13 protein-coding genes are annotated in these 17,796 nt (G+C 40.0%); 7 read left to right on the forward strand and 6 right to left on the reverse strand.

All coding sequences use genetic code 11. The annotated features are described in order from the left end of the window. Positions 1–1,536 (reverse strand): peptide MFS transporter, encoded by a 1,536-nt coding sequence (locus MJO53_RS04800; RefSeq protein WP_252080671.1) that lies wholly within the window; start codon positions 1,534–1,536, stop codon positions 1–3. Positions 1,537–1,558: 22 nt separating this feature from the next. Then, the gene (locus MJO53_RS04805) at positions 1,559–3,718 is read right to left on the reverse strand and encodes a S9 family peptidase (protein ID WP_252080672.1); all 2,160 of its coding nucleotides are present in this window, start codon (positions 3,716–3,718) and stop codon (positions 1,559–1,561) included. 177 nt (positions 3,719–3,895) lie between these two features. Here MJO53_RS04805 and MJO53_RS04810 point away from each other — a divergent pair, with 177 nt between their 5' ends. The 7 genes from MJO53_RS04810 (at position 3,896) to MJO53_RS04840 (ending at position 13,424) form a co-directional block, all read left to right on the forward strand. Beyond that, the gene (locus MJO53_RS04810) at positions 3,896–5,212 is read left to right on the forward strand and encodes a hydroxymethylglutaryl-CoA reductase, degradative (protein ID WP_252080673.1); all 1,317 of its coding nucleotides are present in this window, start codon (positions 3,896–3,898) and stop codon (positions 5,210–5,212) included. Continuing rightward, positions 5,212–6,120, forward strand: a complete 909-nt coding sequence (locus tag MJO53_RS04815; RefSeq protein WP_252080674.1) for a GYDIA family GHMP kinase — start codon at positions 5,212–5,214, stop codon at positions 6,118–6,120. Before MJO53_RS04810 ends, MJO53_RS04815 begins: the two co-directional genes overlap by 1 nt. A gap of 325 nt (positions 6,121–6,445) precedes the next feature. Continuing rightward, a complete protein-coding gene (locus tag MJO53_RS04820; RefSeq protein WP_252080675.1) occupies positions 6,446–6,970 on the forward strand; it encodes a helix-turn-helix domain-containing protein in 525 nt (174 codons plus the stop codon). Positions 6,971–7,215: 245 nt separating this feature from the next. Then, positions 7,216–10,440 (forward strand): SusC/RagA family TonB-linked outer membrane protein, encoded by a 3,225-nt coding sequence (locus MJO53_RS04825; protein ID WP_252080676.1) that lies wholly within the window; start codon positions 7,216–7,218, stop codon positions 10,438–10,440. A 10-nt stretch (positions 10,441–10,450) separates the two neighbouring features. Further along, positions 10,451–11,884 carry a SusD/RagB family nutrient-binding outer membrane lipoprotein gene (locus MJO53_RS04830; RefSeq protein WP_252080677.1) on the forward strand — a complete coding sequence of 478 codons (1,434 nt, stop codon included), beginning with the start codon at positions 10,451–10,453 and terminating at the stop codon, positions 11,882–11,884. A gap of 207 nt (positions 11,885–12,091) precedes the next feature. Continuing rightward, positions 12,092–12,679 (forward strand): hypothetical protein, encoded by a 588-nt coding sequence (locus tag MJO53_RS04835; RefSeq protein ID WP_252080678.1) that lies wholly within the window; start codon positions 12,092–12,094, stop codon positions 12,677–12,679. A gap of 163 nt (positions 12,680–12,842) precedes the next feature. Further along, positions 12,843–13,424, forward strand: a complete 582-nt coding sequence (locus MJO53_RS04840) for a hypothetical protein (RefSeq protein ID WP_252080679.1) — start codon at positions 12,843–12,845, stop codon at positions 13,422–13,424. Positions 13,425–13,490: 66 nt separating this feature from the next. Here the strand turns inward: MJO53_RS04840 and MJO53_RS04845 are convergent, their stop codons facing one another. The 4 genes from MJO53_RS04845 to lptC all read right to left on the reverse strand — a co-directional run bounded on the left by MJO53_RS04845 (position 13,491) and on the right by lptC (position 17,796). Further along, complete coding sequence (locus MJO53_RS04845; protein ID WP_252080680.1) at positions 13,491–15,611, reverse strand: peptidylprolyl isomerase; 2,121 nt, start codon at positions 15,609–15,611, stop codon at positions 13,491–13,493. An 85-nt stretch (positions 15,612–15,696) separates the two neighbouring features. Then, positions 15,697–16,986 carry a hemolysin family protein gene (locus tag MJO53_RS04850; protein WP_252080681.1) on the reverse strand — a complete coding sequence of 430 codons (1,290 nt, stop codon included), beginning with the start codon at positions 16,984–16,986 and terminating at the stop codon, positions 15,697–15,699. A gap of 2 nt (positions 16,987–16,988) precedes the next feature. Beyond that, positions 16,989–17,192 carry a hypothetical protein gene (locus tag MJO53_RS04855; RefSeq protein ID WP_224836348.1) on the reverse strand — a complete coding sequence of 68 codons (204 nt, stop codon included), beginning with the start codon at positions 17,190–17,192 and terminating at the stop codon, positions 16,989–16,991. 1 nt (position 17,193) lies between these two features. Continuing rightward, complete coding sequence (gene lptC / locus MJO53_RS04860; protein WP_252080682.1) at positions 17,194–17,796, reverse strand: LPS export ABC transporter periplasmic protein LptC; 603 nt, start codon at positions 17,794–17,796, stop codon at positions 17,194–17,196.

Consider the following 17,796-nt stretch of genomic DNA (forward strand, 5'->3'; position numbering starts at 1 on the left):
TTAATGCACGTTGCCCATCAACTTTTTGATCAATGGTGAAGCCACTATAACCAGAATTCCCGCTCCAATTGCATATTGGGCTATGAGCATAAATCCATCGGTATAAACACTTAATGTACTAAAACCACTAATATCGGAATCGGTGCTCTCTATCGCCATTTGTTTACCGATAAACCCTACTACCTGAAATGCAAATGCAGACGACAGGAACCAAACCCCCATCATAAAGGCCACTATCCTTTTTGGTGAAAGGTCCGTAATTTTTGAAAGTCCAACGGGCGACATGAACAATTCACCTACCGAAATCAAGAAATACATTAGCAATAAATAGGTAAAGGGGACAAATCCGTTGTCGTTTGCACTGGCACCACTAATGGCCAATACATAAAAACTGACCCCTGCGAACAAAAGTCCCATACCAAACTTATAGGGCGTTCTTGGGTTAAGTTTCTTTTTGGACAACCATTGCCACATTAAAGAAATCGGAATGGCCAAAATTATGATCCACATGGAATTTAAGGAATTGGTCTGTGAAGCGGTCATAATCCCCTCCAAATCCACATTTCTAGCGGCAAAAAGTGTGATCACACTTCCGGAAAGTTCATGAAAACCCCAAAAGATGGTCATAAAGAAGGTTATTAGCACTGCTACAAATAGCTTTTTACGCTCTTCCAATGTGGCTTTGTACATAATGTAGCCCAAGTATACCAATATGGAGAACCCAATTAGTTTAAATATCACATTTACGATATTCTGGTCTCCAAAAAAAGAACCTTCTACTCCCAATGCTTTGTAAGAGGACAACAAATAAGCAATTACGGGAACCGAGGCAAAAGCCAAAACTGGAACCATTATGCCTTGTTTTAGGCCCATAACCTTTTTCTCTATATTTCCATTCTCTGGAGGGAGTCCTTTATCGCCAAAAACACCTTTTTTGATTCCGCTCCAAAAAACGATCAATCCGGTAAGCATCCCTATTCCTGCCAATCCAAATCCATAGTGCCACCCATATTTGGCCGCCAAATATCCACAAAGCAATGGCGCCACCCATCCACCTATATTGATCCCCATGTAAAAAATGGTGAAGCCCGAATCTTTCTTAGGGTCTCCATCCTTATATAAAGAACCTACAAATGTTGATATATTCGGTTTAAAAAAGCCATTCCCTGCAATAATCAAGGAAAGGGCCATAAAAAAGGCGACATCGTTCTCAATGGCAAGCACAAAATGCCCTAGGGACATTAAAATGCCTCCAAGAAATATGGATCGGCGCATTCCAAGAATACTATCGGAAATACGACCACCAATTACCGTGGATGCGTACACTAATGATCCATAGGAGGAATATACTGCTGCGGTAGCGTAATCCCGTTCCATTAAGGCGGCGAAAATTACATCTACCATGTAGAGTGTAAGCAAGGCGCGCATTCCATAAAAACTGAAACGCTCCCACAACTCTGCAAAAAAGAGATAGAACAATCCCTGTGGATGCCCAAAAACTTGTTTCTCGTTCACTGGCTTAACTACTTCTGACATATTGGTTTGGTATTGGTTTTATTTAAAGATTTTCTTTAACAAAATTGGTCATTTTGGTATATAGGTGCAATCTGGTATATCCTCCATAAATACCATGGTTCTTATCTGGGTAAATAGCCCAATCGAATTGTTTATTGGCCTGTACCAATGCCTCTATCATACGCATAGTGTTCTGCACATGTACGTTATCGTCTCCAGATCCGTGAACCAACAAATACTTGCCTTTCAACAATTCAGGGTAGTTAAAAGGAGAGTTATCGTCATACCCCGTTGGGTTTTCCTGGGGAGTCTGCATGTATCGTTCTGTATAAATGGTATCGTAAAAACGCCAAGAGGTTACTGGCGCCACAGCAATGGCCATTTCAAAGGTGTCGTTACCTTTCAGCAAGGCATTGGTGGACATAAATCCTCCATAGCTCCAGCCCCAAATACCGGTTCTGTCCGCATCAATACAAGACCGCTCGCTCAATTTTTGAGCCGCTGCAATTTGATCTTCAACTTCGAATTTGCCCAATTCTTTTTGGGTCACCTTTTTAAAATCGCGCCCTTTTAAACCTGTTCCCCTACCATCTACACAGGCTACGATATATCCTAGAGATGCCAAGTGCTGGTGCCAATAATCGTTGCTGCCCATCCATTGGTTGGCCACTTGCTGCGAACCTGGGCCACTGTATTGGAACATGAACAATGGATATTTTTTATTGGGATCGAAATCTGCCGGTTTGATCATGTACATATTAAGATCGTTCCCATTTATATTGATGGTGGAAAATTCCTTAGGTGAAATCTCATAGCCTTCCAGTTTGTTCTGCAAAGCTGAATTATCCTTGATTGCTTTTACCAGTTTCCCATTGGATGCGTTGTGCAAGGTAAACCTATAAGGAGTTGTTGCACTGGAATATGTATTTATATAATAGGTATAATCGCTACTGAAGGCTGCTGAATTTGTTCCCTCTTCCACGGATAATTCTTTTTTGCGCTTCCCATTGGTCGAAATACTGTAAACGCCCCTATTGATGGAGCCGTTTTCCACGGACTGATAAAAAATACGATCGTTATCCTCATCGTAGCCATAGTACCTTGTTACTTCCCAAGGACCTTGCGTAATCTGATTTTTCAACTTTCCGTTTCTTCCGTACAGGTACAAATGGTTATAGCCATCGGTTTCGCTTGTCCAGATAAAACTGTCATCGTCCAAAAAAGTAAGGTCATCATCAATGTCCACATAGGCAGCATCGGTTTCCTCCAATAAAACAGAGAATGAATTATCCTTTGCATTTACGGCATACATTTTTAGGTCGTTTTGATGCCTGTTCAATGTTTGAACGCTCAAATGATCTGGGTGGTTCATCCATTTGATTCTTGGGATATAATATGGATCGTTCAAATTAACGTTCGATATTTTCCCAGAAACCACATCGTACATGTGCAATGACACGATAGAGTTTTTCTCTCCTGCCTTTGGATATTTAAATTCATGCTGAGAAGGGTACAGGTCCTTACCGTAAACATCCATGGAAAAATGGGGAACCTCGGTTTCATCAAATCTTAAAAATGCGATTTTAGTTCCGTTGCTGTTCCACTCAAAAGCACGGACAAATGCAAATTCTTCTTCGTACACCCAATCCGTCACCCCATTTATGATGGTTCCTTTACTTCCATCAGAAGTAACCTGTTTAGTAGTCCGATCGGCCAAATCCATCACATATAAATTATTGTCCAGGACATAGGCCACTTTACTACCGTCCGGCGAAAGTGTAGGTTCTTGAATTTTGGTCTCGGAAATCTTTACCAGATTTTTGGTGGCAATATCGTACACATAGTAAATTCCGAGCCGGGAACGCCTAAAAATGGGTTCCACTTCTGTGGCCAAAAGCACTTGTGATTCATCGTCACTGAAAGAATATGATGAAAAATAGGGAACAGCATCGGATGATGCCACTATTGTTTCCACTTTTTCCAATGTCTTGTAGTCGTACTTATCCAAACTACTGGCGCGCGGAGAGCGGGTTGTGTTTAATATGGTATATTGAGTACCGTTGTTCATGGATCGTAAAACATCCATGTATTCTGTCCTGAATTCCCCGCCCCAAATTTCTTCAAGGGTTATTTTTTTCTTTTGTGCAGTAGAAAATGTAAATGCTCCCAAAAGGAATAGGAATAGAAAATATTTTTTGTTCATGAAGTGAAAAAAATTGATTAAAAACTCCCAAGTTTACTAATATTTATCGGAAAAATAAACTTTGCTGTTGCGTTTGCAACAATTTTAACCTTTGCCGATGCGCTTCGGTTCCAAAATTTAGATGCGGCTCCTCCAAACGGTCAATATGCGTATCTTTGAACTCTTTAACCCTGCTTTATGAAAACGCCCGTTGAAGGATTTTCCAAACTATCCAAAACCCAAAAAATTGATTGGATAGCCACCAATTGCACTCAGGACCCAAAAGCTGCCAAACAACTCTTGGAGCAGTACTGGAACACCGATCCAAGAGTACAAAAACTGCACGATGAATTTATAGAGAATACCATTTCCAATTATTATTTGCCGTTTGCCATAGCCCCAAACTTTAAGATAAATGGAGAGTTCCTGGCCATTCCCATGGCCATAGAAGAAAGTTCGGTCGTAGCCGCTGCAAGCAAGGCTGCCAAATTTTGGATGGATCGTGGCGGTTTTAAAGCAGAGATTATTGGCACCGAAAAAGTAGGTCAGGTCCATTTTATATTTAAGGGCGAAAAAAGAAGACTCAAAGAATTTTTTATTGCTGCAAAACCTGAACTTTTAAAAAGTGTTGCTTCCATTACCCAAAATATGGAAAAGCGCGGTGGAGGCATCAACGATATTGAATTACGTGACCTAAGCGATAAAATTCAAGGGTACTATCAGCTCCATTGTACATTTGAGACTTTGGATGCCATGGGTGCAAACTTCATCAACTCCTGTTTGGAACAATTTGCCAAAACACTCAAGGAATTGGCCCTTTCTTTTGATGAATTTTCGAACCACGAAAAAAACATTGAAGTAATAATGGGCATTTTATCCAATTACGTTCCCAATTGTTTGGTAAGGGCAGAGGTAAGTTGTCCGGTTCCAGAACTGGACAATTCGGACATGGACGCCGAAGAGTTTGCGCAAAAATTTGTTCAAGCGGTAAATATCGCGAAAGTGGAGCCCTACCGGGCCGTGACTCATAACAAAGGGATCATGAACGGGATTGATGCCGTGGTGCTCGCTACAGGAAACGATTTTAGGGCAGTGGAAGCAGGCGTACATGCCTATGCTGCAAAAGATGGGCAATACTCTAGCCTCACCCATGCCAAAATTGAAGATGGGATTTTTAAGTTCTGGATAGAAGTACCCTTGGCCCTTGGCACAGTAGGCGGCTTGACCTCTTTGCATCCTTTGGTGAAGCTTGCCTTGGAAATACTTCAAAAACCAACAGCCAAGAAATTGATGCAAATTGTTGCGGTAGCAGGATTGGCACAGAATTTTGCCGCGGTTCGCAGCTTGGTCACTACAGGTATTCAAAAGGGACATATGAAAATGCACTTATTGAACATGTTGAACCAATTAGGTGCAACGGAAGCGGAAAAACTACAATTGGTCGCTTATTTTAAAGAGCGGACCGTTACCAATGCCGCGGTCAAAGAGGCTTTTGAAAATATTAAAGCTGAGTAATGGAAAAGGAGTTTTACAGTAATGGAAAGTTATTGCTCTCGGGCGAGTATGCCATTTTGGATGGAGCATTGGGACTGGCCATTCCCACCAGTTATGGGCAATCGTTGCAGGTAACTCCGAACACCAGTGGTTTTTTGGATTGGACCAGCTTGGACTTGAACAAGAATGTTTGGTTCTCGGCCCAACTCGACCTTACCAATTTAAATGTAGTTGCCACATCGGACAAATCCATGGCCAATACGTTAAAAACCCTATTGTTGGAGGCCAATGCACAAAATCCGTTGTTGTTAACAGACAGTGAGGGTTTTAAAATTGAAACACACCTTACTTTTCCAAGGAACTGGGGGCTTGGAACCTCGTCTACCCTGATAAACAATTTGGCACAATGGGCGCGGGTAGATGCCTACCAACTATTATGGAACGCATTTGGCGGCAGTGGTTACGATATTGCCTGTGCACAAACCAATTCACCCTTGGTGTACCAATTAAAAAACAATAAACCCAAGGTAGAAAGCATCGCCTTTGACCCGTATTTTAAAGAATCCCTATATTTTGTACATCTAAATCAAAAGCAAAGCAGCAAAAAGGCAATTGCCAATTATAGGGAGCAACAGTTCGACACTTCCGAGCTGGTTAAAAAGATAACCGACCTCACCCGAGCTATGATAGGAGCAACAACCTTGTCGGATTTTGAGTTGTCTATGGATAGGCACGAAACCGTACTTTCAGCAATATTGAAGATGACTCCTGTAAAAGAGCGTCTTTTCCCTGATTATTACGGAACAATAAAAAGTCTAGGCGCCTGGGGCGGTGATTTTATCTTGGCTACTGGTGACGAAAAATCCATTTCCTATTTTAAATCGAAGGGGTACAACACTGTGATCCCATATTCCAAAATGGTCCTTTAAACCACTTTTTATAATTATTCCCTGAATTCATTTACCCCATTCGTAAACTCAAATTATGTATTCGTCAATTAAATGAGTCATAAATATTATTTTTCATAAATTTACTAGCGAAGAATGTAGCTAATTCATAAGAATTTTCCGAAAACACATAGACATTATGTCATTTTTTTGGAGGTATTTATTAATATTTTTTATTGTTTTTGGGTTTATTGTGACGATTTTTTTTGCTTCAAAAAAGGGAGCGAATATACCTAAGAACAAATTTTTTCTATTACTCTTTCTATTTGTTTACAATGCTATACTTATTTTATATAGTCTAATTCAGTTGGAAAGTGGGTCACAAGTACTTATAGTGTATGCCCTTTTTGTTACCTTTTTACTCAAGAGCCTACTTATTTACCTGTACCTTAAGTATCCTAATAGATTTTACGAACAAGCTTCCCCTGTTTTTACGATAACCGATGAAAATATCAAATATGAAAAGACAGGGCTTTCCGAAACATTTTCTCAAGAATTAAAAGAGAAGCTGGAAAGTGTCATGATCGATCAAAAACTCTACTTAAACCATGGATTAAGATTGGGGGATTTGGCCGAATTGTTAAACATTTCCAGGCATCACGCCTCACAAGTAATCAATGAAAACTTCAAACAGAGTTTTTACGAATTTGTAAACACTTACAGAATAGAGGAAGCCAAACGTCTATTATGTGCTCATTCAAAAAATCCATCAATCTGCGTTTCGGACATTGCCTATCAATGTGGCTTTAACAATCGGGTTTCTTTTTACAAAGCTTTTAAAAAGGTTACCAAGCTTACTCCAAAGGAGTATATACAGGAACATCAGGACTAAAAAACACCTATTTGTTAATGTTAATTTTCTTCGGCAAATGCGTAAAGGTTAATAAGCGCTTACACAAAAAAATAGTTCTTTCCCTTTTTTTACTCCGCAATCTACCAAAGTAGGAGCCCTAAATCCATTCTTCTTGAAATCATTGTTTTTTAATCTGTAAGGAGAATTATTTGAATTAGCCGCAAAAAAAAGATTTATCTCCTACTTTGCCCGATTGCACTAACTAACTTTTAATCTAAAAATTTATGAAAGCTAAAAACTTTGGCATGTTGCTGGTGTTTTTGATATGCTTATGCACAAAAACGTTGGCGCAAGAAAAAAATGTTTCAGGTACGGTAACTGATCAAAATGGGTTACCGCTTCCAGGAGTTTCCATTATGGTCGTTGGAACCACAAATGGAACCCAAACAGATTTTGATGGAAATTATTCCATTACTGCAAATACCGGGCAGACACTTCGCTTTAGTTATCTAGGTCAGAAAACCGTGGAGCAAACCATTGGAGCGTCCTCCATTATCAATGTTGAAATGGAAGATGACGCACAGGCCTTGGAAGAAGTGGTAGTTACTGCCTTGGGTATTGCCAGGGAAAAGAAATCCTTAGGGTATGCTACTCAAGAAGTTCAAGGAGATGAAGTAAGTACTGTTAAAGCTACCAACTTTGTTAACTCCCTTTCTGGTAAAGTAGCTGGTATAGACATTAAGAGCAGTGGTACCATGGGAGGTTCATCAAATGTTATAATTCGGGGATATTCCTCAATTAACAACAGTAATCAAGCCCTTTTTGTGGTAGATGGCGTGCCCATTAGTAATATTAACAACAATGCAAGTGGCCAATCCAGAGGGACGGGTGGTTACGATTATGGAAACGCAGCAGCGGACATTAATCCAGAAGACATTGAATCCATAAATGTATTAAAAGGAGGTGCAGCTACCGCCTTATACGGATATAGAGCCTCCAACGGTGTAATTGTAATTACCACAAAAAAAGGAAAACGCAGCAAAGGCATTGGGGTCACCATAAATTCTTCAGCCATGTTCAATAAGTTCAATCCCGATACTTTTGCTGAATATCAGGATGAGTACGGAGCTGGTTATTATGATGGATTCCATCCCGGAGGATTCTATTTTGAAGATCAAAATAATGACGGGGTAGATGAGCCTTATGCCTTGGCAGATTGGGACGGTTCATTCGGAGTTGTTCCTTTCAACGAAAATCTATTGGTATACCAATGGAATTCATTTTACCCACAACTTGAGGATACTTTTGGCAAAGCCACACCTTGGGTCGCTGCCAAGAATGGTCCTGAATCGGTTTTTGAAACAGGAACGACCTTGTTCAACAGTATATCGTTGGACGGAGGAAGTGAAAAAGGCCAGTTTAAATTAGGGTATACAAAAATGGACCAAAAAGGGATAATGCCCAATAGTAATGTAAGAAGGGACAATTTTGATTTTTATGCTAGTCATAACCTGACAGATAGATTGACCGCAGCAGCCAAAGTAACCTATATCAAAACAAAAGGTAGAGGCAGATTTGGAACTGGGTACGATTCCCAAAACTTTATGCAGACTTCCAGACAATGGTGGCAAACCAATGTCGATGTCCAAGAACAACGCGACGCATATTTTGCAACACGGGACAATATTACATGGAACACCTCCTATATAAATCAGGATCTACATCCTATTTATCACGACAATGTGTATTGGATGCGCTACGAGAACTACGAAACAGACCTAAGAAACAGAGTGTTTGGAAATGCCTCCCTTAGCTATAAAATAAACGACTGGCTAGATGTTTTCGGAAGGGTATCCTTGGACACCTACGCAGGAAATCAAGAAGAGCGAATTAACAACCATAGCACATCTGTCTCTAAATATAGCATATACAACGAAAATTTCAACGAAATGAACTATGATCTTATGTTCAATTTCGACAAAGACCTGAGCGATAAGGTGAATTTTAGAGGAACCATTGGTACTAACATTATGCGCCAAAAATACAGCACTTATTTAGCGTCGACCAATGGGGGTATCAATGTGGACCGACTTTTTGCATTGAGCAATTCCGTAAACGCGATCAACGCGCCAAGTCAATATGAATACTCAATGGGAGTCGATGGTTACTATGCAAACGCCTCATTCGGATTTGACAATCTTGTTTTTGTTGAGGGCTCTTACAGATACGATGTCTCATCCACACTTCCCAGCGAGAACAACAATTACGATTATTATGGGCTCTCCGGTAGTTTTGTTTTTAGTGAATTGTTTGACTCCAATGTTGTACCATTTGGAAAATTAAGGATAGGTTATGCAAAAACAGGTAACTCGGCACAACCCCTAACTTTGTACAATACTTATGATTTAAATACTCCTGTGGGCGGTCAAGCATCAGGTTCTTTGCCTTCTACCAACAATAACTCCAACCTTTCCAACGAAAGCTCAGAAGAAAAAGAAATCGGTCTGGAAATGGAGTTTATAAACAAAAGAGCTGGTTTTGATCTTTCGCTTTACGACAAAAGATCTTATGATCTACTAAACAATATTGCAGTTACTCCGGCAATTGGATATTCAGGACAGTGGATCAATACGGGAGAAATGGAAAATAAAGGTATTGAGCTCGCATTATGGGCTACACCCATAAAATCAGAGGATTTTTCTTGGAATATAAACATGAGTTGGGGGAAAAATGAAAATAAGGTCTTGTCACTACCTCAAGGGCTGCCCGCATTGCAATTGGCTAGCGTTCAGTCCGGTCTTTCCATCAATGCTGTTGTAGGCGAGCCTTATGGTACACTTTATGGGTCCGATTTCGTTTATCTCGATGGAGAGCGTGTAATCGACGAGAATGGCAACTATGCCGTTACAGAAGGACAAAACGAAAATTTAGGTACTTTTCAACCAGACTGGAAAGGAGGAGTTAAGAACAACTTTAAGTACAAAAACCTATCATTCAGCTTTCTAATTGATGTCCAACAAGGAGGCAAAGTTTTCTCTTTGGATACTTGGTACGGTATGGCTACAGGTCTATATCCTGAAACTGCAGGACTCAACGAACTAGGTAATCCGGTAAGGAACCCGGTAACAGATGGTGCAGATAGTGGTGGTATTCTTTTGGATGGTGTACAAGCAGATGGGACACCGAATACGATAAGAGCACGTATGGATTATTATGCCCATACTTTGGGATATTCCAAAGCTCCGCACGCATTACATGTTTACGATGCTAGTTATGTTAAGTTGCGTGAAGTAGCACTATCATATTCATTACCAAAGAAGCTCATATCGAATACATTTATAAAGAACGTAACGCTATCGGCCACAGGAAGAAATTTGTGGATCATTCACAAAAATCTACCCTATAGCGATCCCGAAGCAGGGCTTAGTTCAGGTAATCTACAGGGGTACCAATCTGGTGCTTACCCTACCACCAAAGATTACGGATTTAGTGTAAAATTACAATTTTAAAAAAATAACGATGAAAAAAGCAATATATATACTCCTTGCTATTGGGATGACATTTGGTTGTCAAGACTTTGATGACTGGAATGTTGACGAAAAAAATCCCAGTTCCATACCCTCGACTTACCTCTTAACAAGTGCTGAAAAAGACTTGTTTACGAGAATGGGAAGTACCAGTGTGAACTATAACATATTCAAACTATTTGCACAATATTGGACCGAGACCCAATATACGGATGAAGTAAACTACAATATAAGAGGTAGGGACATAGGCGGAAATTTCTTTCTGTATTTGTACAGGGACATATTAAACGATCTGAAAGATGCCCAAAGACTTGTAGATGAGGACACCTCATTAAGCGCAAGCATTAAATCTACGCAAACCGGTGTATTGGAAGTGTTGCAAATTTATACTTGGCACGTCCTTGTGGACACTTATGGAGATATCCCCTATTCAGAAGCTTTACAAGGTATTGAAAACTTGACACCAGTATATGATGATGATGTTGAAATATACAGCGATTTATTCTCAAGATTGGACAACGCCATTCAATTATTAAATGCGGATTCTGAATCTTTCGGCGCAGCTGATTTAATTTATAATGGCTCTACCGACCAATGGAAAAAGTTTGCTAACTCCTTAAAATTGAGGATGGCAGTGAGAATATCCGACTATGATAACTCAACTGCCCAACAACTGGCATCCGAAGCCGTGTCGGCAGGTGTTTTTAGTTCCAATGGAGACAATGCATCCTTCCCATTTGAAACATCGCCTCCAAATACAAATCCTGTCTGGACCAGTTTAGTACAATCCGGGCGAAACGACTTTGTTGTTGCCAATACATTCGTTGACGCTATTTTACCTTTGAACGACCCGCGTACACCCGTTTTCATGGATGATAATTTGGAAGGTGGATATGAGGGTGCACCCTACGGTGTAGGAAGTGCTTATACAGATTATACACACATAGGCGATCTTTGGCACACACCTGATTTTGAAGGTATAATATTAAGCTATGATGAAGTTCAATTTTTATTGGCAGAAGCAATCGAAAGAGGTCTGATTGCCGGTGATGCAGCAACTCATTACTATAATGCAATAACAGCTTCAATTTTATACTGGGGCGGGTCACAGGAAGATGCGGACAATTACATCACCCAAGCCAGTGTAGCATATGATGCTGCCAACTGGAAAAAATCAATTGGTGTTCAAAAATATATTGCACTATATGGTAGAGGTTTTGAGGCATGGTCTTCTTGGAGACTTTTGGATTACCCAGATACATTTATAAGACCAGAAGTTTCGGGCGAACCTGTTCCTCGTAGATATTTATACGGTAACGACGACGGAGATGTGAACAGTGCCAACTATGAAGCCGCAAGTGCTGCCATGGGAGGCGACCTAAAAACCTCAAGAGTTTTTTGGGACATTACCGGAGAAGGAAACTAAGGTTATTACAAAATTGAGTTTAGTTTAACAATTACCCTAAAATTCCAGGGCTTAAACATGGCCCTGGAATTTTCCATTAATAAAGTTTCACTTACTATAAATCCAATCCTTTTTTAAATCATGAGACCCATAACAATTATAATATTGCTATTCCTTTCGATCTACTCACATTCGCAAAGAAATGATCCAAACCTAAGGTCTGGACAAATGCACAATTACAACCCATTAATTTCCAGCAACATAAATAAGTTTTTAGGTACCCAAAAAAATATACAGGGTTCCCGATTTGTATTTGAAAAATTCAATGAACAAGGTAAAATTTACACAAACAATCAAGTCTACAGTGCCAATGGCCTAAACATAGACGCACTAAATAATGATTTGGTTCTTAAAATCGGGAAAGATTCCATTTTGGTTTTGGAAAAAAATAGGGTTGATTCTATTCGAATTGACAATCAATTATTTAAAAGAGCTGGAGCAATGGAACTATTTTACGAGGTACTGTTTGAAAACAATAAGGTATCTCTCTTAAAAATGTACAATTGCCATGTAAAACAAGGAAAAACCAATGTTATGATGGGCAAAACAGAAAACGACAGCTATGTCCTTACCGAAAAATACTACCTATATGAAGAAGGAAAATCACCTTCTGCATTCAGATTAAACAAAAAAAGCCTATTCCAGTTCTTCAACAATAAGAAAACACAATTAAAAGCCCATATCAAAAAAAATAATCTTAAATTAAATCAAGAGGAAGATGTGATCAGGTTATTTAACTATTACTATTCCATTTAAAACTGATCTAATTGACAATTCAATATGTAAGATTATAATCCTCAAATAAAACCAAGCAAACCCTTTATCCATAAACCCAAACAGGGCATCCATCAATTAGACCCATTAATTTCAGGGCATTTCTTATATGTTTGATACCTATTCATCAAACTATTTATAAGAGATGGCCCAAATCTTTACCAAAATAGGTTATCGATTCCTCCTAGGAACCATATTCCTAACTGCTTCCCAGACCTTTTCGCAAATTGACCCAGCGGTTTCGAATAGGCTCAATGGCTTTATGCGCGAAAACTGCACAACCACATTTAATGAAATTTCTTCCACCCCAGTAGAAAACATACTCAAATACAAAGTCTTCCACATTGTTCAGGAGACCCAAAACATGTATGGTGAAAAGAAGAAAAACATCAATGAATTTATTGTGATCGATACTGGACAAAAAGTAGCAAGTTTTGAACACGTCCAAGCGAATACGAGCTTGCCTGAACTTACCAACTATATTCGGGAAGATTTTATTCTTGATCAAGAAAGCGCGCACGAATTCCAATCCCTCTTGGATTATATTTATCCCATAGAAGATTGGAAGCCCGACCATAGAGAATATTTTCAAAAAAATGGCAAATGGTACTTCTTACGCGATGCCTATTTCCGGACCAAGCAAGGGTTTGAGGTCACTGTTGATATTCAGGGAAGAATCACGGATATCTGCTATAAAATGAAATGGAACGGTTCCGAAAGCAAATAACTATCTTGAACAAACAAAAATGCCTCCCGTTCGGGAGGCATTTTTTATATTCTGTATGGCCATTTCTTAGTAGAACGTAGCTCTCTTATCTTCTATCTCAGCCTTATCTTTTAAGGCATTGTAAACCGAACCGTTTACCCTTGCAGCAGCACTACTTTGCAAATTTTGTGCATAGGTACTGTAATTTTCAACATCTGCAGCTTCGGTTTTATTGGTCACTTTGATCATAAAAACCCCTGAGTTGCCTTCGATCAATTTGGATGTTTGGTTTACATCCAGGGCAAAGGCACTTCCTACAACCAATGGCTCTCTACCGGCTCCTGGAATGGTAGGAGAAGACAAAGTCACCGCAGAGGCCGTGCTAACACTTACATTATTGTCGGATGCAATGGCTTCCATAGCCTTACCTTGATTGGCCGAAATGATCTGTTGTGCCTTACGCTCTTTTCTGATTGCAGGCAATGCGGTAGCAGAAGCATCCTCGGGCGCCATAAGACCTTTTTTGTATTTTTTGGTCAATTGCACCACAGCATATCCATTGTTCACATTAAACCGTCTGATGTCACCAACACTGGTATCTTCGTTAAACACCCATTGTACAATACTACGTTGTGAACCGAGTCCGGGAAGATTTTCTTCCATTTCCTTGATTTTATTCACTGGTCGAACAGTGTAAGAACTTTCTCTTGCGATATCACCAAAATTTTCGGGTTCTTCATCCAAAACGGCCATTTCAAATTTGGTGGCATCGGTAAACAAGGTGTTTATAGTTTCTTCGGAGGGCTCTATCTCCCTCGCCAAAGTTGCTACCTGGATCACATCTTGCTTATCGTCCACTTTGATCACGTGGTATCCGAACTGTGTTTCCACCAAACCTATGGTTCCCGTTGGGTTTCCAAAACAAAAATCGTTGAACTCGTCTGCCATTACACCTTCTTGGAAATACCCAAGGTCACCTCCACGTGGGGCCGATGGACCATCCGAATTATCCCTTGCCAATGTTGAGAACAAGACACCTTCTTTTTTGGCTTCTGCCAATAGTCGTTTGGCTTCTGTTTCGGCCTCTTCTTTTGTTCTGGTAATCGATGGATTGGCACGCTCTGCACCTTCCCAAGTAATCAAAATATGGCTTGCCTTAACGGTTCCATTGGCCTTTCTGTCCATTACTTTGGAAATTTTGTAAAAATCCCCATCCTTGTACGGACCATAAATATCACCAACATTCATCGCCATAAGTGTATCGGCCACAACCGTGGGCAAATCGTTCTTGGCCTTGTAAATGGTATCGAATTTAGTGTCGGAGTAGCGGTCCAAAAATGCGGCCATCGCTGTTGTATTTCGGAATCCGGCAATGGTATCGTTAGCGTCCTTTGCTTCTGAATATTCCACAGAATCGTCCAATAGAGCGGTAATACCTTCTTTTACATTGTTGTCATCTTCTGCGGATGGCTTTTCTTCAAAATACACAAATCTGATGTCGCGTGCCTTTTCCTGCTGAAACTTGGTCTTATGGTCGTTGATATATGCTTGTATATCACTTTTGGACACATTGATAGTGCTATCGGGTATTGAAGTAAAAGGAATACGAACGTACTGAAGGTCCACTTTATCGTTGGACATATCGTAGTCCAGTTTTCCTTCGGTCAAGGTCGCAGTAACTCCTCCTTTAACCAAATTAAAGTACATACGTTCTTTGGCAGCTTGAATGATAGAGGCCTCGTCCTGCAACCAAGCATCATATCGCAAAGGATCGTTCGCTTTCCAATCGGCAATGGCGCTTCTGAACACTTCTTCGTTAAAGATTCCGTTCTCATCTTGGAAATCCGGAATTTGAGCGTAGCCGGATGTTCTTACGAACTCAACGATTTGATCACTTTCCACATCGATTCCCAAATCTTCGAATTGCTGGTTCAAAATGGTCTTTCTTACTTCTTGATCGTACACCATGTTCACCAATTGGGTAGATGATACCGTTGGCCCATATCGTCGAGAAGCTGTTTCTACCTGAGCTCTAAACTCATCAATAGGAATGTTTTCCCCATTAACTTCAGCGACCGTGGAACCCACTTTTGTTCCAGAAAAATTATCGCTGCTGAATACTCCGGATATTACGAATGCGAACAACGCCAAACCAATTATTAGAATTAGAACTGTTGTCCGTTTTCTAATATTCTCTAATATTGCCATTTTACTGCTTGTTTTCTTTAAATTCAGTGGGCGAAAATACCACTTTCTTTTCAAATAGGAAAGCTAAAAAAGGGAGTGGAATATATTAATCTTCAGTCTGAACCACCACACTTACCAAATCAATTTTGGTATTGGACACTTCCAATATTTTGAAGGTGAAATTATCTACGGTTACTTCTGTATCTTTTTCGGGAATCTCGCCTGTATGGTTTACGATCAATCCGCCCAATGTTTCGTACTCTTCTCCCTCGGGAAGCTCCAATTTATAGTTTTCGTTAATGTAATCCACCTCCATACGGGCAGAAAACTTAAACTCGTTCTCACTTATTTTTTCTTCGTGCAGGTCGGTGGAATCGTGTTCATCCTCGATTTCGCCAAACAACTCTTCTATAATATCCTCTACAGTAAGAATACCCGATGTGCCACCGTATTCGTCCAAAACTACGGCCATGCTTTTACGTTTTTTAGTAAGTACGTTAAGAATATCCTGTATCAACATGGTCTCTGGAACAAATTCCACCGGTAGGAGAATACTTTTTATGGTCTTGGGTTTTTTAAATAGCTCATAGGAATGGACATAGCCAATTATCTCATCTATACTTTCTTTAAAAATCAAGATTTTTGAATACCCCGTTTCCGAAAAGAGCTTGGCCAAATTCTTAGGGGTCTCGCTCTGCTCCACTGCTACGATCTCGGTCCTGGGAACCATGACCTCTCTTGCCTTTACGGTTGAAAACTCCAGTGCATTCTGAAAAATCTGAATCTCGGAATCCACATCGTCCTCTTCTTCCACAGTCTCCATTTGCTCGGTTATGTAATCCCCCAATTCCAGTTTGGTAAAAGAGAGTTGCATATCATCTCCATCGGTTTTAAAGAAAACTCTAAGTATAAAGTCGGATACTTTAATAACAAACCAAGATATAATGGAAAAAAGCAGGTAGAAAAAATAAGCAGGTACGGCCAAGGCCTTTAATAATGCGTTTGCATAGATCTGAAAAAATACTTTGGGCATAAACTCGGCGGTGAGGAGTATCACCAACGTAGAGATCACCGTTTGCGATAGCAGGCTAAAATCCGTCAACAAAACATTTAGGAACTGATAATTGGTAGGCAACAAACCTTGGAACCATTCCATTAACAGGTCACCCATAAACAGACCATAGATCACCAAGGCGATATTGTTTCCAATAAGCATGGTGGCTATAAACTTTGAAGGCTTGTCCGTTAGCAAGGTAAGCACCTTGGCCAAAAAGCCTTCTTGCTTTTTCTCTATTTCAATATGAATCCTATTGGCTGAAATGAAAGCTATTTCCATTCCAGAAAAAAATGCCGAAAACAGCAGGGAAAGTACGATAATGATGATGGAGGGGTCCAATGCTACTTTTTATTATCCGAGTTGCGCTGTTCAAATCGTTTCCGATACCTTCTTCTAAAGAGGAACATTGCCACAGATACTACCGCGAAGAAGATAAAGATATAGGTCTCCTTTGGATTAATGCTCCAAAGTGTTGCGATCTTATAAATAGAAATCACCGCTACGGCCAAATAAAGGTATTCAGTATATCTTAAAATTTTGATCATCTTATTCTTCTTCTTTAATCGTCATTAGCCCAAATGTTTTGTGGGCCTTAAAAAAAGTAAAATCCTTATTAAAATCCATCCCTTCACCATCCATTACGGTTCCATCTTCGGGATTTGTGTACTTAAAAGTGGATTCTGTAAATATCCAATTGTTCTTTTGGTCGAAAAATAACTGGTCGGTTTCCAGTTTTTTTCCGTCGTGGGTCTCTATGACCACATTTCCTTGCAAATCTATCAAATTAGTTTGTGAATATTGGATTCCATAATCCGCAACCACTGTACTTTTTTGATTTTCGTCGTCGTAAAACTCCACCTGAAGTCCTTCGGGAAAGGTTTTAAACTTGAATCTTTGATTATCAAAATCCTCGGACAACGGACTGGACAAAACGGCAATCCGTTTGGAATGTGCAGAATCCTGCGTTCCCATGGCCTCTTTGGTCTCGGTATAGGTCAAGGTAAAATTATGGGCCACTCCTTGCGGATACAATGGTTTTACGGCTTCTTCACCTACTCTCCGGTAGTCGTCCCCACAGGACATAAAAAGCATTGCCACGGTAAAAACCGTGGCAAAACTGTTTAAAATATGTTTGGATGTTTGTTTCAC

Origin of the sequence: Flagellimonas marinaquae (genome assembly GCF_023716465.1) — a bacterium.
Classification (GTDB): Bacteria; Bacteroidota; Bacteroidia; order Flavobacteriales; family Flavobacteriaceae; genus Flagellimonas; species Flagellimonas alginolytica.